This is a genomic window from Oceanicola granulosus HTCC2516, assembly GCF_000153305.1.
GTDB lineage: Bacteria > Pseudomonadota > Alphaproteobacteria > Rhodobacterales > Rhodobacteraceae > Oceanicola > Oceanicola granulosus.
On the sequence record NZ_CH724108.1, the window covers coordinates 318,023 to 336,272 of the forward strand.

Here is an 18,250-nt window from a genome sequence, read left to right on the forward strand (position 1 = left end):
TACGATCACGCGCGGCGTTGATGACATGTTGTCCCGTAGGCCGGGCTTCAGCCCGGCACCACCCGACCCGCCCGACTACGACACAACCGCCCCTACCGCTTCCCCATCTTCCCCAACTTGTCCTGCAACTCGGCAAGCTGCTTCTTGATCTCGTCGAGGTCGTCCCCGCCGGACCCGGCCTTGCCGCCGCGCGGCTCCTCGCGGGCGGGGCCGGTGGAGCCCATCATGCCGCCCGTCATCGCCTTCAGGAACGCCTCCTGCTGGGCGCGGATCGCGTCCATGCCGGGCATCTTGCCCATCGGGCCGAGGCCGCCCATGCCGCCCATGTTCTCCATCATCTTCGACTGCCCCTCGCGGAGCATGTCGAAGCTCATCGACAGGAACTGCGGCATCACCGACATCGACTGGGTCGTGTAGCTGCGCACCAGGTCGGTCAGCACGCCGACGGGGAGCATGTTCTCGCCCCGGCTCTCGTGCTCGGCGATGATCTGCAGCAGGTACTGCCGCGTGAGGTCGTCGCCCGACTTAAGGTCGACGATCTGCACCTCGCGGCCGTCGCGGATGAAGGCGGCGATGTCCTCGAGCGTGACGTAGTCGGATGTCTCGGTGTTGTAGAGCCGGCGGCTCGCGTAGCGCTTGATCAGCAGCGGCTTGTCGGTGGTTTCGGCCAACGTGTCCTCCCCGAACCGGGTGTGCCTCGCGGCACTGCAGAAGATGCTACGCGGCGGAATCTCAAGGCACAACCCTGCGCGGCGCCGGCCGATGCTGCAAGGCAAAAGCGGCGCTGCTTCCCCGCCGGCGAATCTTGCTCTAGGAGAGGCGCGCGACAGGGGGACCGACATGAGCATCGACGTACAGCCCGGGATCATGGACATCGCGCTCTACCAGGGCGGAGCAAGCACGTTGCCGGGGCGCAGCGAAGTGCTCAAGCTGTCCTCCAACGAGAACCCCCTCGGCCCGCCGCCGAGCGCACGCGCCGCCGCCGCCGCCGCCATCGCCACGATGCACCGCTACCCCTCGACCGACCACGCCGCGCTGCGCGCCGCCATCGGCGAGGTGCACGGGCTCGATCCCGACAGGATCATCTGCGGCGTCGGCTCCGACGAGCTCTTCATCTTCCTCTGCCAGGCCTATGTCGGCCCCGGCCTCGAGGTGATCCACACCGAGCACGGCTTCGCGCTCCACAAGACCTCCGCCCTCGCCGCCGGCGCCACGCCGGTCGAGGCACCCGAGCGCGCGCGGACGGTCGACGTCGACGCGATCCTCGGCAAGGTGACGGAGCGGACCCGGATGGTGTTCATCGCCAACCCCGGCAACCCGACCGGCACGCGGCTGCCCGACGCCGAGCTCGCGCGCCTCGCGGCGGCGCTGCCGGACAACTGCCTGCTGGTCCTCGACGGCGCCTACACCGAGTACGCCGAGGGCTACGACGGCGGCGCGGCGCTTGTGGACCGGCACCCGAACGTCGTGATGACTCGCACCTTCTCCAAGATCTACGGCCTCGGCGCGATGCGGGTCGGCTGGGGCTACGCGGCGCGCGAGGTGATCGACGTGCTCAACCGGGTGCGCGGGCCGTTCAACCTCTCCGGCCCCGCGCTCGCCGCCGCCGAGGCCGCGATGCGCGACCGCGAGTGGGTCGAGACCTGCCGCGCCGAGAACGCGCGGATGCGGGCGTGGCTCGCCGATGCGCTCGCGGCGCTCGGGCTGCCGTCCGACCCGTCGCACGCCAACTACATCATGCCCCGCTTCGAGAGCGCCGAGGTCGCCGCCGCCTGCGAGGCGCACTTGCGCGAGGAAGGCATCCTCGTGCGTCGGATCGTCGGCTACGGCTTTCCCGACGCGCTGCGCATCACCGTCGGCACCGAGGACGACTGCGCCCGGGTCGTCGCCGCGATCAAGACCTTCCGGGAGGGCCGGCGGTGAGCGCGCGCTACGAGCGCGTCGCGCTGATCGGCCTCGGGCTGATCGCGTCGTCGATGGCCTGGGCGATGCGCCGGGGCGGGCTCGCCGGCGAGATCACCGGCTATGCCCGCAGCGCCGAGACCCGCGACATCGCGCGCGAGATCGGCCTGTGCGACCGGGTCTGCGACAGCGCCGCCGAGGCGGTGGCGGGGGCCGACCTCGTGGTGCTCTGCGTGCCGGTCGGCGCGATGGGGGCGGTGGCCGAGGAGATCGCCCCGGCGCTCGCGCCCGGCGCGACGGTCTCCGACGTCGGCTCGGTCAAGAAGGCGGTGATCGAGGCGGTCGCGCCGCACATCCCCGAGGGCGTCCACTTCGTGCCCGCGCACCCGCTGGCGGGGACGGAATATTCCGGCCCGCGCGCGGGATTCGCCGAGCTGTTCGACAATCGCTGGTGCCTGGTCGTGCCCGCCGAGGGCTCCGACGAGGCCGCCGTCAGCCGCCTCGAGGGCTTCTGGGAGGGGCTCGGCGCCAACGTCGAGCGGATGGACGCCGATCACCACGACCTGGTGCTTGCGGTGACCTCACATACGCCGCACCTTATCGCCTACACCATGGTGGGTGTCGCCGACGATCTCAGGCGCGTCACCGACAGCGAGGTCATCAAGTACTCCGCCGCCGGCTTTCGCGACTTCACCCGGATCGCCGCCTCCGATCCCACCATGTGGCGCGACGTGTTCATGACCAACAAGGAGGCGACCCTGGAAATCCTCGGCCGCTTTACCGAAGAGCTCTTCGCCCTGCAGAGGGCCATCCGTCTCGGCGACGGTGCGCATCTTCACGAGTACTTCACCCGCACCCGCGCCATCCGCCGCGGCATCATCGAGGCCGGGCAGGACACCGCCGCGCCCGACTTCGGCCGGGGGCCGAAGCGGTGAGGACGCTCGCGGCGGCGCTCTGCCTGATCGCGCAGCCGGCGCTCGCGGAGGCCCCGGCGACTTCGCCGCGCCCCGAGGCGCGCGCGGGGGCGGTGGCGAGCACATCGACCTCGTCGTCGCCCGAGACCGCCGCGCCTGCCCCGGCCGCGCCGCAGAGCCCGGCCGTCGCCGCCGCGCCGGGCGCGCCCGACTGGTACAACGTCGACATCAGCCGCCTCGCGCCCGCCCGCTCGCTGCGCCCGAGCCTGCGCACGCCCGGCGTGCGGGCCGCCGCCGCGCGGTTGCTCGATCGGCAGGCGGCCGGGTCGGTCTGCAACGATCCGGCGATCCAGGGCGAGCGCATCGGCAATGTCGACGGCCCCGGCCGCTGCGGCATCGCCGACGCCGTGCGGGTGACGTCGGTCTCCGGCATCGCCCTGTCGCGCCCGGCGCGGATGGACTGCACCACCGCCAGCGCGCTGAAGACGTGGGTCGACCGCGGCCTGAAGCCGTCGGTCGGCAGCGAGGGCGGCGGGCCGGTCTCGATCCGCGTCGTCGCGGGCTATGCCTGCCGGGGCCGCAACAACGTCGCCGGGGCGCGGCTGTCGGAGCATTCCTTCGGCCACGCCATCGACATCGCCGGGATCGGGCTGGCCGACGGCAGCGAGATGACCCTGCTCACCGACTGGGACAGCGCCGACCACGGCTTCCAGCTGCGCCAGATGCACCAGGCGGCCTGCGGCATCTTCGGCACCGTCCTCGGGCCGGACTCCAATGCCGCCCACCGCGACCACTTCCACTTCGACACCGCCGTCAACCGCCGCGGCGGAGGCGCCTACTGCCGCTGAGCGGCGGCGCCGAGCGGCACCGTCACCGCCTCGCCCGGCAGGGCGGCGTTCACCTCTGCGGCGAGTTCGGGCAGCAGCGCGTCGAGAAGGTCCGGCACCCGCGCCAGCCCCTCGCCCTCGAGCCCCAGCTCGCCGGCGAGCCGGCCGTCGGCGTCGCGCTCGTAGATGCCCGAGACGCGCACGTCGCCCTCGGGGGGCAGGTAGGTGAGGCTGCGGACCTGCAACCGCTCCAGCCGGGGTGGCGCCGTCAGGGCGGCGCGGTCGAGCGGGCCGGAGAAGGCGACGAGCGCATCCACCGTCAGCGGCCCCGGCGCGGCGCCGCCGAGCGCAAGCTGCTCGACCGACAGGTACAGCTCGTAGCCGTGCTCCACCCCCGCCGCCGGGCGCATCGCCGCCAGGATGCCCTCCGCCGCGAGGCCCTCGGTGCGCAGCGCCTCGGCCTCGAGCGTGACCCGGTCCAGCACCTCGCCCGCCAGCAGGTCGGCGCTGGCCCGGAGCGCCTCGGCCTCGATGTCGAAGCTGCGCCTGCCCACATCCAGGCGGTTGCCGGGCGCGGCGGCGAAGATCGCCCGCTCGCGCCGGTAGAGCAGCCGCAGCTCCTGCAGCCGCTCCGTCGCGTAGGCGAAGCCGCCGCCGGGCGAGGCGATCTCCAGCCCGGTGGCCGTGGTGTCGATGCGCGAGGGAAAGCCGCGCGTGCGCAGCTCGTCCCAGCGCACCTCCCAGCCCGCGTCGCGCATCTCCGCGACCAGCGCCTCGGTCGCGGCGTCGGCGTCGCGGGTGATGACCCACCAGGCCCCGGCCCAGATCGCGCCCACGGCGATGACGAGGATCAGCAGAATGCGCATCGCGCCCCTTTCCCTGCAGCGTGCCCTGGTGTTTAGAGGGCGCGGCCGGGGAGGGCCAGTGATGACGCTTTGGGTCTTCGGATACGGATCGCTGCTGTGGAACCCGGGCTTCGTGCCCGCCGAGACGGCGCTCGCCCGGCTCGACGACTACCACCGCTCGTTCTGCATGCTCTCGATCCACCACCGCGGCAGCGAGGCGGAGCCCGGCCTCGTCCTCGCGCTCGACGCGCAGGAGGGGGCGGTCTGCACCGGGCTGGCGCTGCGGGTGGCGCCCGCGGACGAGGAGCGCGTGCTGGCCGAGCTGCGCGAGCGCGAGCTGATCTCGTCGGCCTACTACGAGGCGCGGGTGCCGCTGGCGCTGACCGACGGGCGCGAGGTCGAGGCGCTGGCCTACATCGTCGACGCCACCCACCGCCAGTACGTCCAAATCGACCTCGAGACCCAGGCCCGGATGATCGCCCGCGCCCACGGCGGGCGCGGCCCCAACACGGACTACCTCGTCAACACGCACGACCACCTCGGCCAGCTCGGCATCCACGATCCCGACATGGACTGGCTCGTGGCGCGCGTGCGCGACATTGTCGGCGAGAAGAGCGCACCCACCACATTTTGATTTTGTTTCTGCCTGCGGGGCTATAGGCTCGCGGAAACACAAGGAAGCGAGGACCCGTCGCGGATGGCAAAACGGGAACCTGAGGCCGAGCCGCAGTTCACCCAGCCCTGGCGCCAGATCATCTCGATGCTGATCGTGATCGCACTGGTCACGGTCGGGGTCTATTTCGCCCTGCCGCGCGTCGGGCCGGTCTTCACCGCCAACCCCTACCTGAACGGCTTCATCGCGCTCGTCTTCGCGGTGGGCGTGGTGAGCTGTTTCTGGCAGATCGCCCAGATCATCTACTCGGTGCGCTGGATCGAGGGCTTCGCCGCCCACGACGTCGGCCACGACCTGACCCAGCCGCCCGGCCTGCTCGCGCCGCTGGCGACGCTGCTGCGCTCGCGCGGCGCGCGGATGCAGCTGTCGGCCACCTCGTCGCGCTCCATCCTCGACTCGGTCTCCGAGCGGATCGACGAGAACCGCGAGATCACGCGCTACATCGTCAACCTGCTGATCTTCCTCGGCCTTCTCGGGACCTTCTACGGCCTCGCCACCACCGTGCCGGGGCTGGTGGAGACCATCGGCTCGCTGTCGGCGCAGGAGGGCGAGAGCGGGGCGGACATCTTCAACCGGCTGCAATCGGGCCTGCAGACCCAGCTCGGCGGCATGGGCGTGGCCTTTGCCTCGTCGCTGCTCGGGCTCGCCGGCTCGCTCGTCGTGGGCCTGCTCGAGCTGTTCGCGGGCCATGGCCAGAACCGCTTCTACCGCGAGCTCGAAGAGTGGCTGTCGACGATCACCCGCGTCGGGCTGGCGGGCGAGGAGGGCGGCGAGGCCGGCATCATGGGGCCGGTGATCGACAACCTGGCCGAGCAGATGGAAGCGCTGCAGCACATGTTCACCCAGACCGACGTCGGCCGCGCCGCGGTCGACGAGCGGCTCGGGGAGCTGGCGCAGTCGATGGAGCACCTTGCCGCCAAGATGGAGGCCGGCACGACCCTGTCGGACCAGCTCCAGCGCGTCGCCGAGGGGCAGGAGCGGCTCATCAAGGTGATCGCCGACAGCGGGATCGAGGGGATCGACGCCGAGAGCCGGATGCGGCTACGCTCGATCGACGTGCAGCTGCTGCGGATTCTCGAGGAGATGGCCGCCGGCCGGCAGGAGGTGGTCGCGGACCTGCGCACCGACATGGCGGCGCTGGGACGCGCGGTCCGCGCGACGGCGGGCGGCCGGGAAGGGTACTGACAGGATGGCTCTGAGCCGCCGATCCGGGCAACGGTTCCAGGCCTCGATCTGGCCGGGCTTCGTCGACGCCATGACCGGTCTGCTGCTGGTGCTGATGTTCGTCATCACCATCTTCATGGTCCTGCAATACACCCTGCGCGAGACCATCACCGGCCAGGAGAGCCGGCTTTCGGAGCTGACCGAGCAGGTCGACAGCCTCGCCCAGGCGCTCGGCCTCGAGCGCGACCGCTCCGCCTCGCTCGCCGAGCGCGTCGGCAGCCTGACCACCCGCGTCTCGGAGCTGGGCGACGAGCGCACCCAGCTCGATGCCCAGCTCTCCGACCTGCGCGACGAGCGCGACTCGCAGGCGGCGGCCTTGTCGGACGCCGAGGCGCGCATCGCCGGCTACGAGGCGCAGGTCGCGGGCCTGCAGGAGCAGCGCAGCCGGGCGGAGGCGCGCATCGCGCTGCTCGAGGACCAGCGCGACGCGCAGGACGCCGCGCTCGCCGAGGCCGAGGCGCAGATCACCGACTTCGAGGCCCGCGTAGCCGGCCTGCTCGCCGACCAGCGCGACGATGCGGCCCGCATCGCGGAGCTGTCGGAGCGCGAGGCCGAGCTGATGAGCGAGCAGGAGGCCACGGCGCTGGCGCTGGCGCAGGCCCGCGAGGAGATCGACGCCGGGGCCGAGGCCGCCCGCCTCGCCGCCGCCCGCCGCGAGGCGCTGGAGGCGCTGGTGGCCGACCTGCGCGCCGAGACCGAGGCGGCCGACGCCCAGATCGCCGAGCTCAGCGAGACCGCCGAGGCGCTCGACGAGGCCGAGGCCGCGCGCCTCGCCGACGCCGCCGCCGCCGAGGCCCTGCGCGCCCGCCTCGCCGAGGCCGACGCCGAGCTGACCGCGATGACGCTCGCGCTGGAAGAGGAGCGCCAGCGCGCCGAGGACACGCTGACCCTGCTCGCCGCCGCCGAGGCCGCGCGCGACGAGGTCGACGCCGATCTCGCCGCCGCGCTGCTGCTGCAGGACGAGCTGGAGCAGCGGCTCGCCACCGTGAGCGAAGACCGCGACCGCATCGACGCCCGCCTGCTCGCCGCGCTCGATCTCGTCTCGTCCACCGAGGAGGAGCTCGCCGCCGCCGACGCGACGATCGAGCGGATGGAGGGCGTCGCCGCCGACCTCGACAGCCGGCTCGCCACCGCGCTGCTCGCCCGCTCCGCCGCCGAGGAGCGCCTCGCCACCCTCGCCGGGAGCCGCGATGAGCTCGACGCGCGCCTGCTCGCCGCGCTCGAGGTGCAGGAGACGACCGAGGCCGAGCTCGCCGCCGCCCGCGCCGCGCTGGCCGAAACCGAGGCGGAGGCGGCGACGCTCTCCGCCCGCCTCGCCGCCGCGCTCGCCGCCGAGGAGACCGCGCAGGGCGACCTCGCGGCGGCGCAGGCCGCGCTGGACGCCGCGCTCGCGGAAGGCGAGGCGACCGAAGCCGAGCTCGAACAGCGCCTCGCCGCCGCGGTGCTCGCCCGCGAGGCCGCCGAGGCGACCGCCGCCGAGACCGAGGCCAGCCTCACCGAACAGCTCGCCGCCGCGCTCGCCGAGATCGACGGCCTGGCCGCCGCCCGCGATGCCGCCGCCGCCGAGGCCGCCGCGCTGGCCGAAACGGGCGAAGACCTCTCCGCCCGCCTCACTGCCGCGCTGGCCGCCGCCGAGACCGCGCGGGGCGATCTCGACGCCGCCCGCGAGGTGTTCGACGCCGCCCTCGCCGAGAGCGACGAGACCGAGGCGGCGCTGCAGGAGCGTCTCGCCGAGGCCGTGCTCGCCCGCCAGACCGCCGAGGCCGAACTCGCCACCGCCCTGCTGCGCGCCGAGGAGAGCGAGGCGGCCGAGGCCGACGCCGTCGCCACCCTCGCCGACGCCGAGCGCACGCGGGCCGATCTCGCCACCCGCCTCGCCGCCGCCCTGGCCGCCGAGGAGACCGCCGCGGGCGACCTCGCCGCCGCGCAGGCCGCGCTCGAGGCCGCCATCGCCGAGGGCGACGCCGCGCGCGAGGAGGTCGAGCGCCGCCTCGCCACCGCCGTTCTGGCCCGCGAGGCGCTCGAGGCCGAGCTCGCCGCCGCCCGCACCGAGGCCGCCGAGACCGCCGCCGACCGCGACGCGCTCGACGCCCGCCTCGCCGAGGCGCTGCTGGCGCAGGCCGCGCTCTCCGAGGAGATGGCGGCGCTCGAGCAGACCACCGAGGAGGAGCGCGAGGCCCTGCGCGCCCGCCTCGCCGAAGCCGTCGCCGCCCGGGACGCCGCCCGGCAGCTTGCCGACAGCCGCCTGACCGACCTGCAGCGCCGCGACGCGCTGCTCGCCACCGCCAACGCAGCGCTCGAGGGCGAGGCCGCGATCTCGGCCGAGGCCCAGCGCGAGATCGCGCTGCTCAACGAGCAGGTCACGCGGCTGCGCAACCAGGTCGGCTCGCTGCAGGCGCTTCTCGACGTGGCCGAGGACGAGGACCGCGCGAACCAGGTCCAGTTCGAGGCGCTCGGCGCGCAGCTCAACAACGCGCTCGCCCGCGCCGCCGCCGAGGAGCGCCGCCGCCGCGAGCTGGAGGAGGCCGAGCGCCGCCGGCTCGAGGAAGAGGCCGCGCGGCTCGAGCAGGACCTGCAGCAGTTCCGCTCCGACTTCTTCGGCCAGTTGCGCCAGCTGCTCGAGGGCCGCGAGGGCGTGCAGATCGCCGGCGACCGCTTCGTGTTCTCCTCCGAGGTGCTCTTCGCCCCCGGCAGCGCCACGCTCAGCAACGCCGGGCGCGCCCAGATCGCCAGCGTCGCCGACCTGCTGCGCGACATCGCCGACGACATCCCCGACGGCATCGACTGGGTAATCCGCGTCGACGGCCACACCGACGACCTGCCGCTGTCGGGCACCGGCGAGTACGCCGACAACTGGGAGCTCAGCCAGGCCCGGGCGCTGTCGGTGGTGCGCTACATGGAAGACTTCCTCGGCTTCCCGCCGGATCGCCTCGCGGCCAACGGTTTCGGCGAGCACCAGCCGCTGATCGACGAGGACACCGAGGAGGCCCGCGCCGCCAACCGCCGCATCGAGCTCAAGCTGACGGAGCGCTAATCCAGCGTGATCGCCGTCTCGGCCCGGTCGATTACCGCGCCGTCGCGCACCAGCTCGACGGTGCCGGTGTAGCGCCCCGCCGGCCAGCCGCCTGCCGGCGTCCGCCGCCCCCCGGCGCGGTAGAACAGCGCCTGGTCGTGCTCGACCGCCGCCTCCTGCGCGAAGCGCACGCCCTCCGGCCCCGTGAAGGCGAGGCGCAGCACGTCGCCCGCGCGCCCGCCATAGGCGTAGCCCCAGAGCACCAGCCCCGGCGCGTCGCGCCCCACCGGCGCCTCCGCGTCCGCGCGCCCGGCCTTGACGTCGGCGTAGTCCGGCACCGCCGCCGCCCAGCCCGCCGCGAGCAGGCCGCCCGGACGGTAGTCCGGCGCCTGCTCCCACAGGCTCACCACCGGCGCGCCGCAGCTGTTGTCGGCGTCGAACGGATCGACCACCGCCCCGTCGCGCCGCACCGACAGGTGCAGGTGCGGAAACTCTGTCTCCCCGCTCAGCCCGATCACCCCGAGCCGCTGCCCCCGCGCCACCCGCTCGCCGGTGCGCACCGCCACGGAGCCGCGCCGCATGTGGCAATATTGCGTCTCCCAGCCGTCGCCGTGATCGAGCACTACGCCGTTGCCGCACTCGCGCCCGTCGATGTCGCCCCGCGTCCAGGGCAGCGCGTCCGCCATGTCGTTGCGCACCCCGCGCACGGTCCCCGGCGCGGCGGCGAGCACGGCGATGTCGCGGTCGAGGTCGGCGAGGGTCGGCAGCGCGAAGTCGGTGCCCTTGTGGCCGTCGTAGCTCAGCGTGCCGCAGGCGTGGTCGGTGGCGCCGGGTCCGCGGTCGCGGTCGGTATATTGCTGGATGTAGCAGCTCTCCCCGAGCCGGCAGTCCACCGGCAGCGCGAGCCGGATCTCCGCCTCCGCCGCCTGCGCCGCGAGCCCCGCCGTCACCGCCAGCCACCACCGCATTTCCGCCGCCCTCCTGCTGCCGGCCGACCCTAGCGAGCCGCCCCGCGCCGCCACAAGGTCCGGGCGGCTTCCCAAGCTTGCCGATCCGCGCTAAGCCTCCGCCATGACCGCCCGCGCGCTCCTCTCCGCCCGCCGACGCCGACGCTGACCCGCGCCGGGCGCTTTGGTGCGCCGCCGTCCTCTCCCGCGACATTGACAGCCCCGTGCCCCTGCGGCACCTCTGTATCTTCCCTTCCTTCCAGGACAACTGACATGATCCCGTCGATCCTCCCGACCTACAACCGCGCGCCCCTCAGCTTCGAGAAGGGCGCGGGCAGCTGGCTGTGGACCACCGACGGACGACGCTTCCTCGACCTCGGCGCGGGCATCGCCGTCAACGCCCTCGGCCACGCCCACCCGGCGCTCGTCGAGACGCTGACCGAGCAGGCGGGCAAGGTCTGGCACCTGTCCAACCTCTTCGAGATCCCCCAGCAAACCCGGCTCGCCGACCTGATCGTCGACAAGACCTTCGCCGACACGGTGTTCTTCACCAACTCGGGGACCGAGTCCTGCGAGCTCGCGGTGAAGATGGCGCGGCGTTACTGGTCAGATCGGGGCGCGCCCGAGCGCAGCCGCATCCTGACCTTCACCGGCGCGTTCCACGGCCGCTCCTCCGCCGCCATCGCCGCCGCCGGCTCCGAAAAGATGACGAAGGGCTTCGGCCCGCTGCTGCCGGGCTTCACCGTGCTGCCGTTCGGCGATCACGACACTCTGCGCGAGGCCGCCGCCGCGCCCGACATCGCGGCAATCCTCGTCGAGCCGATCCAGGGCGAGGGCGGCATCCGCGTGCTGCCCGACGTCTGCCTGAAGGGCCTGCGCGACCTCTGCGACGAGACCGGCGCGCTGCTGATCTTCGACGAGGTGCAATGCGGCGTCGGGCGCACCGGCAAGCTCTTCGCCCACGAATGGGCCGGCGTGGCGCCCGACATCATGATGATCGCCAAGGGCATCGGCGGCGGCTTCCCTCTCGGCGCCGTCGCCGCCACCGAGGCCGCCGCGCGGGCGATGACCGCCGGCACCCACGGCTCCACCTACGGCGGCAACCCGCTCGGCTGCGCCATCGGCGCGCGGGTGCTCGAGATCGTCGGCGACGACGCCTTCCTCGCCGAGGTCAACCGCAAGGCCGGCGCCCTGCGCCAGCGCCTCGAGGGGCTGGTCGCGGCGCATCCGGAGGTGTTCGAGGAGGTGCGCGGCACCGGGCTGATGCTCGGGCTGAAGTGCAAGCCGCCCGCCGCCGACCTCGTCGCCGCGGGCTACGCCGAGGAGGTCCTCACCGTCGCCGCCGCCGACAACGTGGTGCGCCTGCTGCCGGCGCTCAACATCTCCGACGAGGACATCGCCGAGGCCGCCGCCCGCCTCGACCGCGCCGCCGCCCGGCTCGAGACCGCCGCCGCCTGATTTCTCTGTTCTGCAAATATCCCACGGGGGTCCGGGGGGTGTGAAACCCCCGGTCCCACCGGCATCGAAGGCACAGACCCATGACCCATTTCCTCGACATCCACTGCACCGATCCGGCCCAGCTGCGCGGCATCATCGACGCCGCGCGCGCCATGAAGGATGCCCGCGCCGGCCGCCCCAAGGGCACGCCCGACGACGAGACGCCGCTGGCCGGGCGCATGGTCGCGCTGATCTTCGAGAAGCCCTCCACCCGGACCCGCGTCAGCTTCGACGTCGGCGTGCGTCAGATGGGCGGCGAGACGATGGTGCTGTCGGGCAGCGAGATGCAGCTCGGCCACGGCGAGACCATCGCCGACACCGCCCGCGTGCTGTCGCGCTACGTCGACCTCATCATGATCCGCACCTTCGAGGAGCAGACCCTGCTCGAGATGGCCGAGTATGCCGACGTGCCCGTCATCAACGGCCTCACCAACCGCAGCCACCCCTGCCAGATCATGGCCGACATCATGACCTTCGAGGAGCATCGCGGGCCGATCCGGGGCCGCAAGGTGGTGTGGTCGGGCGACGGCAACAACGTCTTCACCTCCTTCGCCCACGCCGCCGGACAGTTCGGCTTCGACCTGACCTTCACCGGGCCGCCGCCGCTCGAGCCCGAGCGGGAGCTGCTCGAGGAGGTCCGCGCCGCGGGCGGCAAGGTCGAGGTGGTGCGCGATCCGGCCGAGGCCGTCGCCGGGGCCGATCTCGTGGTCACCGACACCTGGGTGTCGATGCACGATCCGCAATCGGCCCGCGAGCGCCGCCACAACCAGCTGCGCGGCTACCAGGTCAACGCCGCGCTGATGGCGCGGGCCAAGCCGGACGCGCTGTTCATGCACTGCCTGCCCGCCCACCGCGACGACGAGGCGACGTCGGAGGTGATGGACGGGCCGCACTCGGTGATCTTCGACGAGGCCGAGAACCGGCTCCACGCGCAGAAGGCCATCATGCGCTGGTGCCTCGGCGCCTGAGCCGCCTTAGGGTGCGCATTCATTGCGCACCTCCCACGTGGCTCAGCGGGTGAAAGTCCACTCCGTCTCCGCGCGGTAGGTCTCGCCCGGGGCCAGCTCGATCGAGGGGAAGCCCGCGTGGTTGGGCGCGTCGGGCCAGCCCTGCGCCTCGATCGCGAGCCCCTCGAAGGGGCCGTGGCCGGGGCGGATGCCGTCGCGGCCGTCGTAGACCTGCATCCCCGGCTCGGTCGTCGCCATGGTCATCGCCACCCCCGACGCCCCCTCGAGGCGCAGCACCTCGCGCAGCGGCCGGCGGCCATCGGAGAGGCAGAAATTGTGATCGAGCGCCGGGTCGTCGCGCTCGAGCGGCTTCTCGGTGCGGAAGTCGAAGGTCGTGCCCGCCACCTCCCGCACCTCTCCCGTCGGCGCGGCGTCGGCGTCGACGGGCATGTAGCGCTCGGCGTCGACGCGCAGCCTGTGGCCGGCCCAGTCCTCGCTGCCGTCGAGGTTCCAGTAGCTGTGGTTGGTCATGTTCATGAAGGTCAACGCGTCGCTCGTCGCGGTGAGCGTCATCGCCAGCGTCGCCGGCGCGCGCACCTCGAACCGCGCCTCGAGGTGGCGATTGCCGGGGAAGTTGCCCTCGCCGTCGGGCAGGTCGAGCGCGAAGGTCACCGCGTCGTCGCGCCGCTCGGCCACCCGCCAGATCTTGCCCCAGGTGCCGACGCTGCCCGAATGCAGCAGGTGCTTGCCGTCCTGGTTGGCCTCGAAGCGGCGCATCTCGCCCCCGAGCGGCGCCTGCGCCCCCGCGAAGCGGTTGGCGACGGGGCCGACGACGGCGCCGAAATAGTGCATCCCGCCGCGCTCGTAGTCGGCGATGTCCGTCGAGCCGAGCGTCAGGTCGTGGTCGACGCCTGCCAGCCGCACCGACTGCAGGATCGCCCCGAGCGTCAGGAACGTCACCGTCAGCTCGCCCGCCGACAGCGTGATCGCCTCGACCGGCGTGCCGTCGGCGGTGTGGCCCGCCGGCGTCACAGCCGCACCTGGTGTTCCGCCTGCCCACGCGCGGTCGTCTCGACCGCGAAGGTGCGTCCGTGGTGCGGATTGAGCGCGTCCGACAGGCCGACGGCGGCGGAGGTGACGAACAACGTCGCGCGGCCCTCGCCGCCGAAGGCGGGGCAGGTGGTCTGCGCGGCGGGCAGGCCGACGAAGGTCTTCAGCGCGCCGTCCGTCCCGTAGACCGAGACCCGCCCTGCGCCGAACTGCGCGCACCAGAGATTGCCGTCGCTGTCGAACACCGCGCCGTCGGGCTTCAGCCCGGCCTCGTTCATGTCGACGAACACCTCCGGTTCGCCGTCCGGCCAGCCCTCGCCGTCGAGCGCGACCCGCATGACCTGCCCGCTCGGGGTGTCGGCGAAGCAGGCGAAGCGGCCGTCGGGCGCGAAGCAGATCGCGTTGGGGATCGAGATGCCGGGGTAGAGCCGGCGCAGCTCGCCCTTGTGGAAGCGGTAGATCGCGCCCGCGCCGTCTTCGGCGTTCATCCCCATCGTGCCGATCCAGAAGCCGCCCCGCGGGTCGGCGCGCCCGTCGTTGGAGCGGGTGACGCTATCGTCGGCCTCCATCGCGCAGACGTCCTCGCTGGTGCCGGTGTCGATGTCGAACAGGTGCAGCCCGACCGCGCTCGCCATCAGCAGCTTGTCGTCGGCGACCCACCCGGCGGCGGAGACGCAATGTTCGAACTCCCAGCTCTGGCCGCGGGTGTGCAGCCGCTTGGACAGGATGTCGAACCAGAACAGCTGGTCGCGGCCCGGATGCCAGAGCGGGCCTTCGCCCAGGGTGCAGCAGGTTTCGTCGTGCAGTCTCATGCGTAGGCCTCGTCGTAGGCGGCGACGATGTCGGCCGCGCGGGTGCGGATGTCGTCCAGGCTCATGCCCGGCTTGTAGAGCGCCGAGCCGATGCCGAAGCCGTCGGCGCTCGCCTCGCGCCAGGCGCGGAAGTTGTCGGGGCCGGCGCCGCCGACGGCGAAGACCTGCGTGCCCTCGGGCAGCACCGCGCGGATCGCCTTCAGCCCGTCGGGGCCGAGCAGGCTGCCGGGAAAGATCTTGAGCCCCGTCGCCCCGGCCTTGAGCGCCGCGAAGCACTCGGTCGGGGTCAGCACGCCGGGCCAGCTCTCCATGCCCTCGGCGCGGGTGGCGGCGATGACGCGGGCGTCGGCGTTGGGCGACACGACCAGCCGACCGCCCGCGCGCGCGATCCGGCCCACGTCCTCCGGCGTCAGCACCGTGCCGGCCCCGATCAGCGCCGCGTCGCCGCAGACCGCGGCCATCGCCGCGATGCTGTCGAACGGGTCGGGCGAGTTCAGCGGCACCTCGATGCGGGTGATCCCCGCCTCGATCAGCGCCTCCGCGGCGGGCACGGCATCGGCGGGCGTGATCCCCCGCAGGATGGCGATCAGGTTGCGGCTCATGTCTCTCCTTTCCAGCGGCGCCAGGCCGCGGTCAGCCCGGCGAGCGTGACGGCGTCGCCCTTGGCCTGCGTGGCGGGGGCGCCCTGGGCGTCGAGCGCGGTGACGTAGGAGCGCGCCAGCGCGTCGGCGCCGATCACGGCGACCTGCTGGCCGAGCCAGAACGGCCGCGTCGCCGCGAGTTCCGCGCCGATCAGCAGCCCCGACAGCCGCGCGCGCGCATCGCCCGCGCCGGTCAGCAGCGCCCCGGCGCGCAGGGCGAACAGGTCGCTCAGCAGCCGTTCGGGGCGCGACAGGGTGACGTCGGCGGCGGCGAGGAACGCCTCGTCGCTCCAGCCCTCCTCCATCGAGTGGCGCAGCACCGATCGGGTCGAGAGCAGCGCGAACATCTCGCCGGTCATCGCGGTGCGGAAGCTGACCACCTCCCCGGCGCTGACATGGACCCACTTGGTGTGGGTGCCGGGCAGGCAGAGCACCCCGTCCCAGCCCGGGTTCAGCGCCAGGAAACCCGCCACCTGGGTCTCCTCGCCGCGCATCACGTCGGGCGGGTCGGACTGGCTCAGGCCGGGGATGATGAGCACCTCCCGCGCGCCGGGCGCGCGGGTCAGCCCGTCGGGCAGGGGCGGGCAGGGGACGGCGGCGTAGGCGGCCTCGACCCAGCCCTGCCGCGCGCCGACCATGCCGCAGGCGATGACCGGCCCCGACCACTCCGCCGGTGCGACCTCGTCGAGCGCCTCGGCGAACTGCTCGGGCGCGAGCGTGCCCATGCCGCGCGCCGAATGCGCCTCATCCAGCGCCGTCGCGCCCTCCATTGCCCAGACCCGCAGCGAGGACGTGCCCCAGTCGCAGGCGACCCAGCGCTCGCTCATATGCCGCCCCCGATGAAGCCGCCGTCCACCACGATCGACTGGGCCGAGATCCCGTGGCTGGCCCGGCTGGCGAGGAACAGCACCGGCCCGACCATGTCCTCGGGGTAGAGCCGTTCCTGCAGCGCCTGCTGGCTCACATGCTGGTCGATATCGTCCTCCGAGAGCCACTTCTCGAGCTGCTTCTCGGTCAGCACCATCCCCGGCAGGATCGCGTTGACCCGGATCCTGTCGCCGCCCCAGGCCCGCGCCAGCGAGCGGGTCATCCCCGAGACGCCGGCATTGGCGGGTGCGTAGACATTGAGGTCGGGCACGCCCATGACGTGGCTGATCGAGGACATGTTGATGATGCTGCCGCCGCGCCCCTTCATCGATCGCGCGGCGCGCTGGGCGGCGAAGAAGAAGTGCCGGAAGTTGACGGCGACGAGTTCGTCCCACTGCTCGGGGGTCACCTCCATCGGGTCGGTGCGCTGATCGTTGGCGGCGTTGCTCACCAGCACGTCGAGCGGCCCGTGCGCCGCCTCGGCCCGGTCGATCGCGTCGTGCAGCACCGGCGTGTCGGTGACGTCGCCCTGGATGAAGAGCGGCCGCTTGCCCGTCTCGCGCTCCACCTCGTCGACGAACTCGCCGTGGTCGGAGCGCCCGATGAAGGCGACCTTCGCGCCCTGCTCGAGGAAGCCGCGCGTCAGCGTGGCGCCGATGCCGGAGCCGCCGCCGGTGATGAAGACGCTGGCGCCGTCGAGATCGGCGAACTTGGCCGGTTGCTTGTCCATGTCAGAACTCCTGTTCGCGCGCACCATAGGCAATGTCACGCGGGGGATGAAAGGGGGTGTGCCCGCACAACGTCCCCCGCCGCGCTCCGGTTCTGCCCCCGCGTCAGGCCAGCCGGTGGCTCAGCCGCTCGAGGAAGGTCAGGCACTCGGCGAGCTGGTCGGGCGCGATGTACTCGTCGGGCTTGTGCGCCTGCTCGATCGAGCCGGGCCCGCAGACCACGGCCGACATCCCCATCGACTGGAACAGCCCCGCCTCGGTGCCGAAGGAGACGAGGTCGGTGCCGTTCGCCCCGGTCAGCTCGGCCACCAGATCGCGCGCGGCGTTGACCTCCATCGGCTCGAGCCCGACCACGTCGCCCACCGCCTCGACGGTGATGTCGGCGCGCGGATCGACGGCGCGCATCGCCGGCAGCAGGGTCAGCGCGACGTACTCGGCGAGGTCCTCGCGCACGAAGTCGGCGTCCTCGGCCGTGACCGGGCGCATGTCCCACTCCATCAGCGCCTTGCCGGGAATGACGTTGTGGGCATGCCCGCCGGTGAGCCGGCCGAGGTTGATCGTCGTCCATGGCGGCTCGAAGCGCGAGCCCTCGGGCGCCCGCTTCGTCAGCTGCTGCGCGAGCGCCTGCAGCCGCGTGGCGTAGCGCACCGCGTAGTCGACGGCGTTCACGCCCATGTCGGGGCGCGAGCCGTGCCCCTCGCAGCCGGTGAAGCGGGTCTTGTACTCGCAGCAGCCCTTGTGCCCCTCGATGATCCGCATCGAGGTCGGCTCGCCGATGATCGCCATCTCGGGCCGCAGCTCGCGCGCCTTCAGCGCCTCCACCAGCGCCGCGCCACCGAGGCAGCCGACCTCCTCGTCGTAGGTGAAGGCGAAGTGCAGCGGCCGCCCCGTCGCGCGCTCGGCGAAGGCCGGCGCCATGGCGAGGCAGGCGGCGATGAAGCCCTTCATGTCGCAGGTGCCGCGCCCGAGCCAGAGCCCGTCCTTCTCGGTCAGCCGGAACGGGTCCGTCGTCCAGTCCTGGTCGGTCACCGGCACCACGTCGGTGTGGCCCGACAGCACGATCCCGCCCGGCGCGTCCGGCCCGAAGGTGGCCCAGAGGTTGGCCTTGGTGCCGGTCGCGTCATGCAGGATCTCGACCCGCGCCCCCAGCGCCTCGAGCCGCCCCGCGATGTCGTCGATCAGCGCGAGGTTGCTATCCGACGACACGGTCGGCTCGGCGATCAGCCGGTCGAGATGCTCCAGCGTCTGGCTCAGGTCGGTCACGTCGCGCCCTCCTCGTTTGCCGATCCCTATCCGCGCCGCCGCCGCAGTGCCAGCACCCCGCGTGGGATACGCATATTTGTGGCCAGATGAAGCGGACGCC

At 72.9% G+C, this 18,250-nt stretch carries 17 protein-coding genes; 8 read left to right on the top strand and 9 right to left on the bottom strand.

Features of this window, described 5'->3' with window-relative positions:
• Window positions 1–92: 92 nt before the first annotated feature.
• Window positions 93–671 carry a polyhydroxyalkanoate synthesis repressor PhaR gene (gene phaR / locus OG2516_RS13905; protein ID WP_007256340.1) on the bottom strand — a complete coding sequence of 193 codons (579 nt, stop codon included), beginning with the start codon at window positions 669–671 and terminating at the stop codon, window positions 93–95.
• A 169-nt stretch (window positions 672–840) separates the two neighbouring features.
• Here phaR and hisC point away from each other — a divergent pair, with 169 nt between their 5' ends.
• The 3 genes from hisC to OG2516_RS13920 are packed head-to-tail and all read left to right on the top strand — an operon-like array spanning window position 841 to window position 3,664.
• The gene (hisC, locus tag OG2516_RS13910) at window positions 841–1,923 is read left to right on the top strand and encodes a histidinol-phosphate transaminase (RefSeq protein WP_007256341.1); all 1,083 of its coding nucleotides are present in this window, start codon (window positions 841–843) and stop codon (window positions 1,921–1,923) included.
• Window positions 1,920–2,837, top strand: coding sequence for a prephenate/arogenate dehydrogenase family protein (locus tag OG2516_RS13915; protein ID WP_007256342.1), 918 nt, complete (start codon window positions 1,920–1,922; stop codon window positions 2,835–2,837). Before hisC ends, OG2516_RS13915 begins: the two co-directional genes overlap by 4 nt.
• A complete protein-coding gene (locus OG2516_RS13920; protein ID WP_007256343.1) occupies window positions 2,834–3,664 on the top strand; it encodes an extensin-like domain-containing protein in 831 nt (276 codons plus the stop codon). Before OG2516_RS13915 ends, OG2516_RS13920 begins: the two co-directional genes overlap by 4 nt.
• Here OG2516_RS13920 and OG2516_RS13925 read toward each other — a convergent pair.
• Entirely contained in the window at window positions 3,652–4,509 is an 858-nt protein-coding gene (locus OG2516_RS13925; protein ID WP_007256344.1) for a DUF2125 domain-containing protein, read from the bottom strand. The genes OG2516_RS13920 and OG2516_RS13925 overlap by 13 nt on opposite strands.
• A 61-nt stretch (window positions 4,510–4,570) precedes the next feature.
• On the opposite strand from OG2516_RS13925, the gene OG2516_RS13930 reads away from it, so the two are divergent.
• From OG2516_RS13930 to OG2516_RS13940, 3 genes are all read left to right on the top strand, one after another.
• Complete coding sequence (locus OG2516_RS13930) at window positions 4,571–5,122, top strand: gamma-glutamylcyclotransferase (protein WP_007256345.1); 552 nt, start codon at window positions 4,571–4,573, stop codon at window positions 5,120–5,122.
• Between the two features lie 63 nt (window positions 5,123–5,185).
• Window positions 5,186–6,346, top strand: a complete 1,161-nt coding sequence (locus OG2516_RS13935; protein ID WP_007256346.1) for a hypothetical protein — start codon at window positions 5,186–5,188, stop codon at window positions 6,344–6,346.
• Between the two features lie 4 nt (window positions 6,347–6,350).
• Window positions 6,351–9,419 (top strand): peptidoglycan -binding protein, encoded by a 3,069-nt coding sequence (locus OG2516_RS13940; protein ID WP_007256347.1) that lies wholly within the window; start codon window positions 6,351–6,353, stop codon window positions 9,417–9,419.
• On the opposite strand, the gene OG2516_RS13945 is transcribed toward OG2516_RS13940, so the two are convergent.
• Window positions 9,416–10,366, bottom strand: coding sequence for a M23 family metallopeptidase (locus OG2516_RS13945; RefSeq protein ID WP_007256348.1), 951 nt, complete (start codon window positions 10,364–10,366; stop codon window positions 9,416–9,418). The two genes, OG2516_RS13940 and OG2516_RS13945, sit on opposite strands and share 4 nt — an antisense overlap.
• 252 nt (window positions 10,367–10,618) lie before the next feature.
• Here OG2516_RS13945 and OG2516_RS13950 point away from each other — a divergent pair, with 252 nt between their 5' ends.
• Both OG2516_RS13950 and argF read left to right on the top strand, forming a co-directional pair.
• Window positions 10,619–11,803 (top strand): aspartate aminotransferase family protein, encoded by a 1,185-nt coding sequence (locus OG2516_RS13950; RefSeq protein WP_007256349.1) that lies wholly within the window; start codon window positions 10,619–10,621, stop codon window positions 11,801–11,803.
• A gap of 80 nt (window positions 11,804–11,883) precedes the next feature.
• Window positions 11,884–12,810 (top strand): ornithine carbamoyltransferase, encoded by a 927-nt coding sequence (gene argF, locus OG2516_RS13955; protein ID WP_007256350.1) that lies wholly within the window; start codon window positions 11,884–11,886, stop codon window positions 12,808–12,810.
• Between the two features lie 42 nt (window positions 12,811–12,852).
• On the opposite strand, the gene OG2516_RS13960 is transcribed toward argF, so the two are convergent.
• The 6 genes from OG2516_RS13960 to argE all read right to left on the bottom strand — a co-directional run bounded on the left by OG2516_RS13960 (window position 12,853) and on the right by argE (window position 18,150).
• On the bottom strand, window positions 12,853–13,821 hold the full coding sequence (locus OG2516_RS13960) for an aldose epimerase family protein (RefSeq protein ID WP_007256351.1): 969 nt from the start codon (window positions 13,819–13,821) through the stop codon (window positions 12,853–12,855).
• Window positions 13,818–14,651 carry an SMP-30/gluconolactonase/LRE family protein gene (locus OG2516_RS13965; protein WP_007256352.1) on the bottom strand — a complete coding sequence of 278 codons (834 nt, stop codon included), beginning with the start codon at window positions 14,649–14,651 and terminating at the stop codon, window positions 13,818–13,820. The genes OG2516_RS13960 and OG2516_RS13965 overlap by 4 nt, the downstream gene beginning before the upstream one ends.
• A complete protein-coding gene (locus OG2516_RS13970) occupies window positions 14,648–15,253 on the bottom strand; it encodes a 2-dehydro-3-deoxy-6-phosphogalactonate aldolase (protein WP_007256353.1) in 606 nt (201 codons plus the stop codon). The genes OG2516_RS13965 and OG2516_RS13970 overlap by 4 nt, the downstream gene beginning before the upstream one ends.
• Entirely contained in the window at window positions 15,250–16,119 is an 870-nt protein-coding gene (locus OG2516_RS13975; RefSeq protein WP_007256354.1) for a 2-dehydro-3-deoxygalactonokinase, read from the bottom strand. Before OG2516_RS13975 ends, OG2516_RS13970 begins: the two co-directional genes overlap by 4 nt.
• The gene (locus OG2516_RS13980) at window positions 16,116–16,889 is read right to left on the bottom strand and encodes an SDR family NAD(P)-dependent oxidoreductase (RefSeq protein ID WP_007256355.1); all 774 of its coding nucleotides are present in this window, start codon (window positions 16,887–16,889) and stop codon (window positions 16,116–16,118) included. Before OG2516_RS13980 ends, OG2516_RS13975 begins: the two co-directional genes overlap by 4 nt.
• A gap of 103 nt (window positions 16,890–16,992) precedes the next feature.
• Complete coding sequence (argE, locus tag OG2516_RS13985) at window positions 16,993–18,150, bottom strand: acetylornithine deacetylase (RefSeq protein WP_007256356.1); 1,158 nt, start codon at window positions 18,148–18,150, stop codon at window positions 16,993–16,995.
• Between the last annotated feature and the right edge of the window lie 100 nt (window positions 18,151–18,250).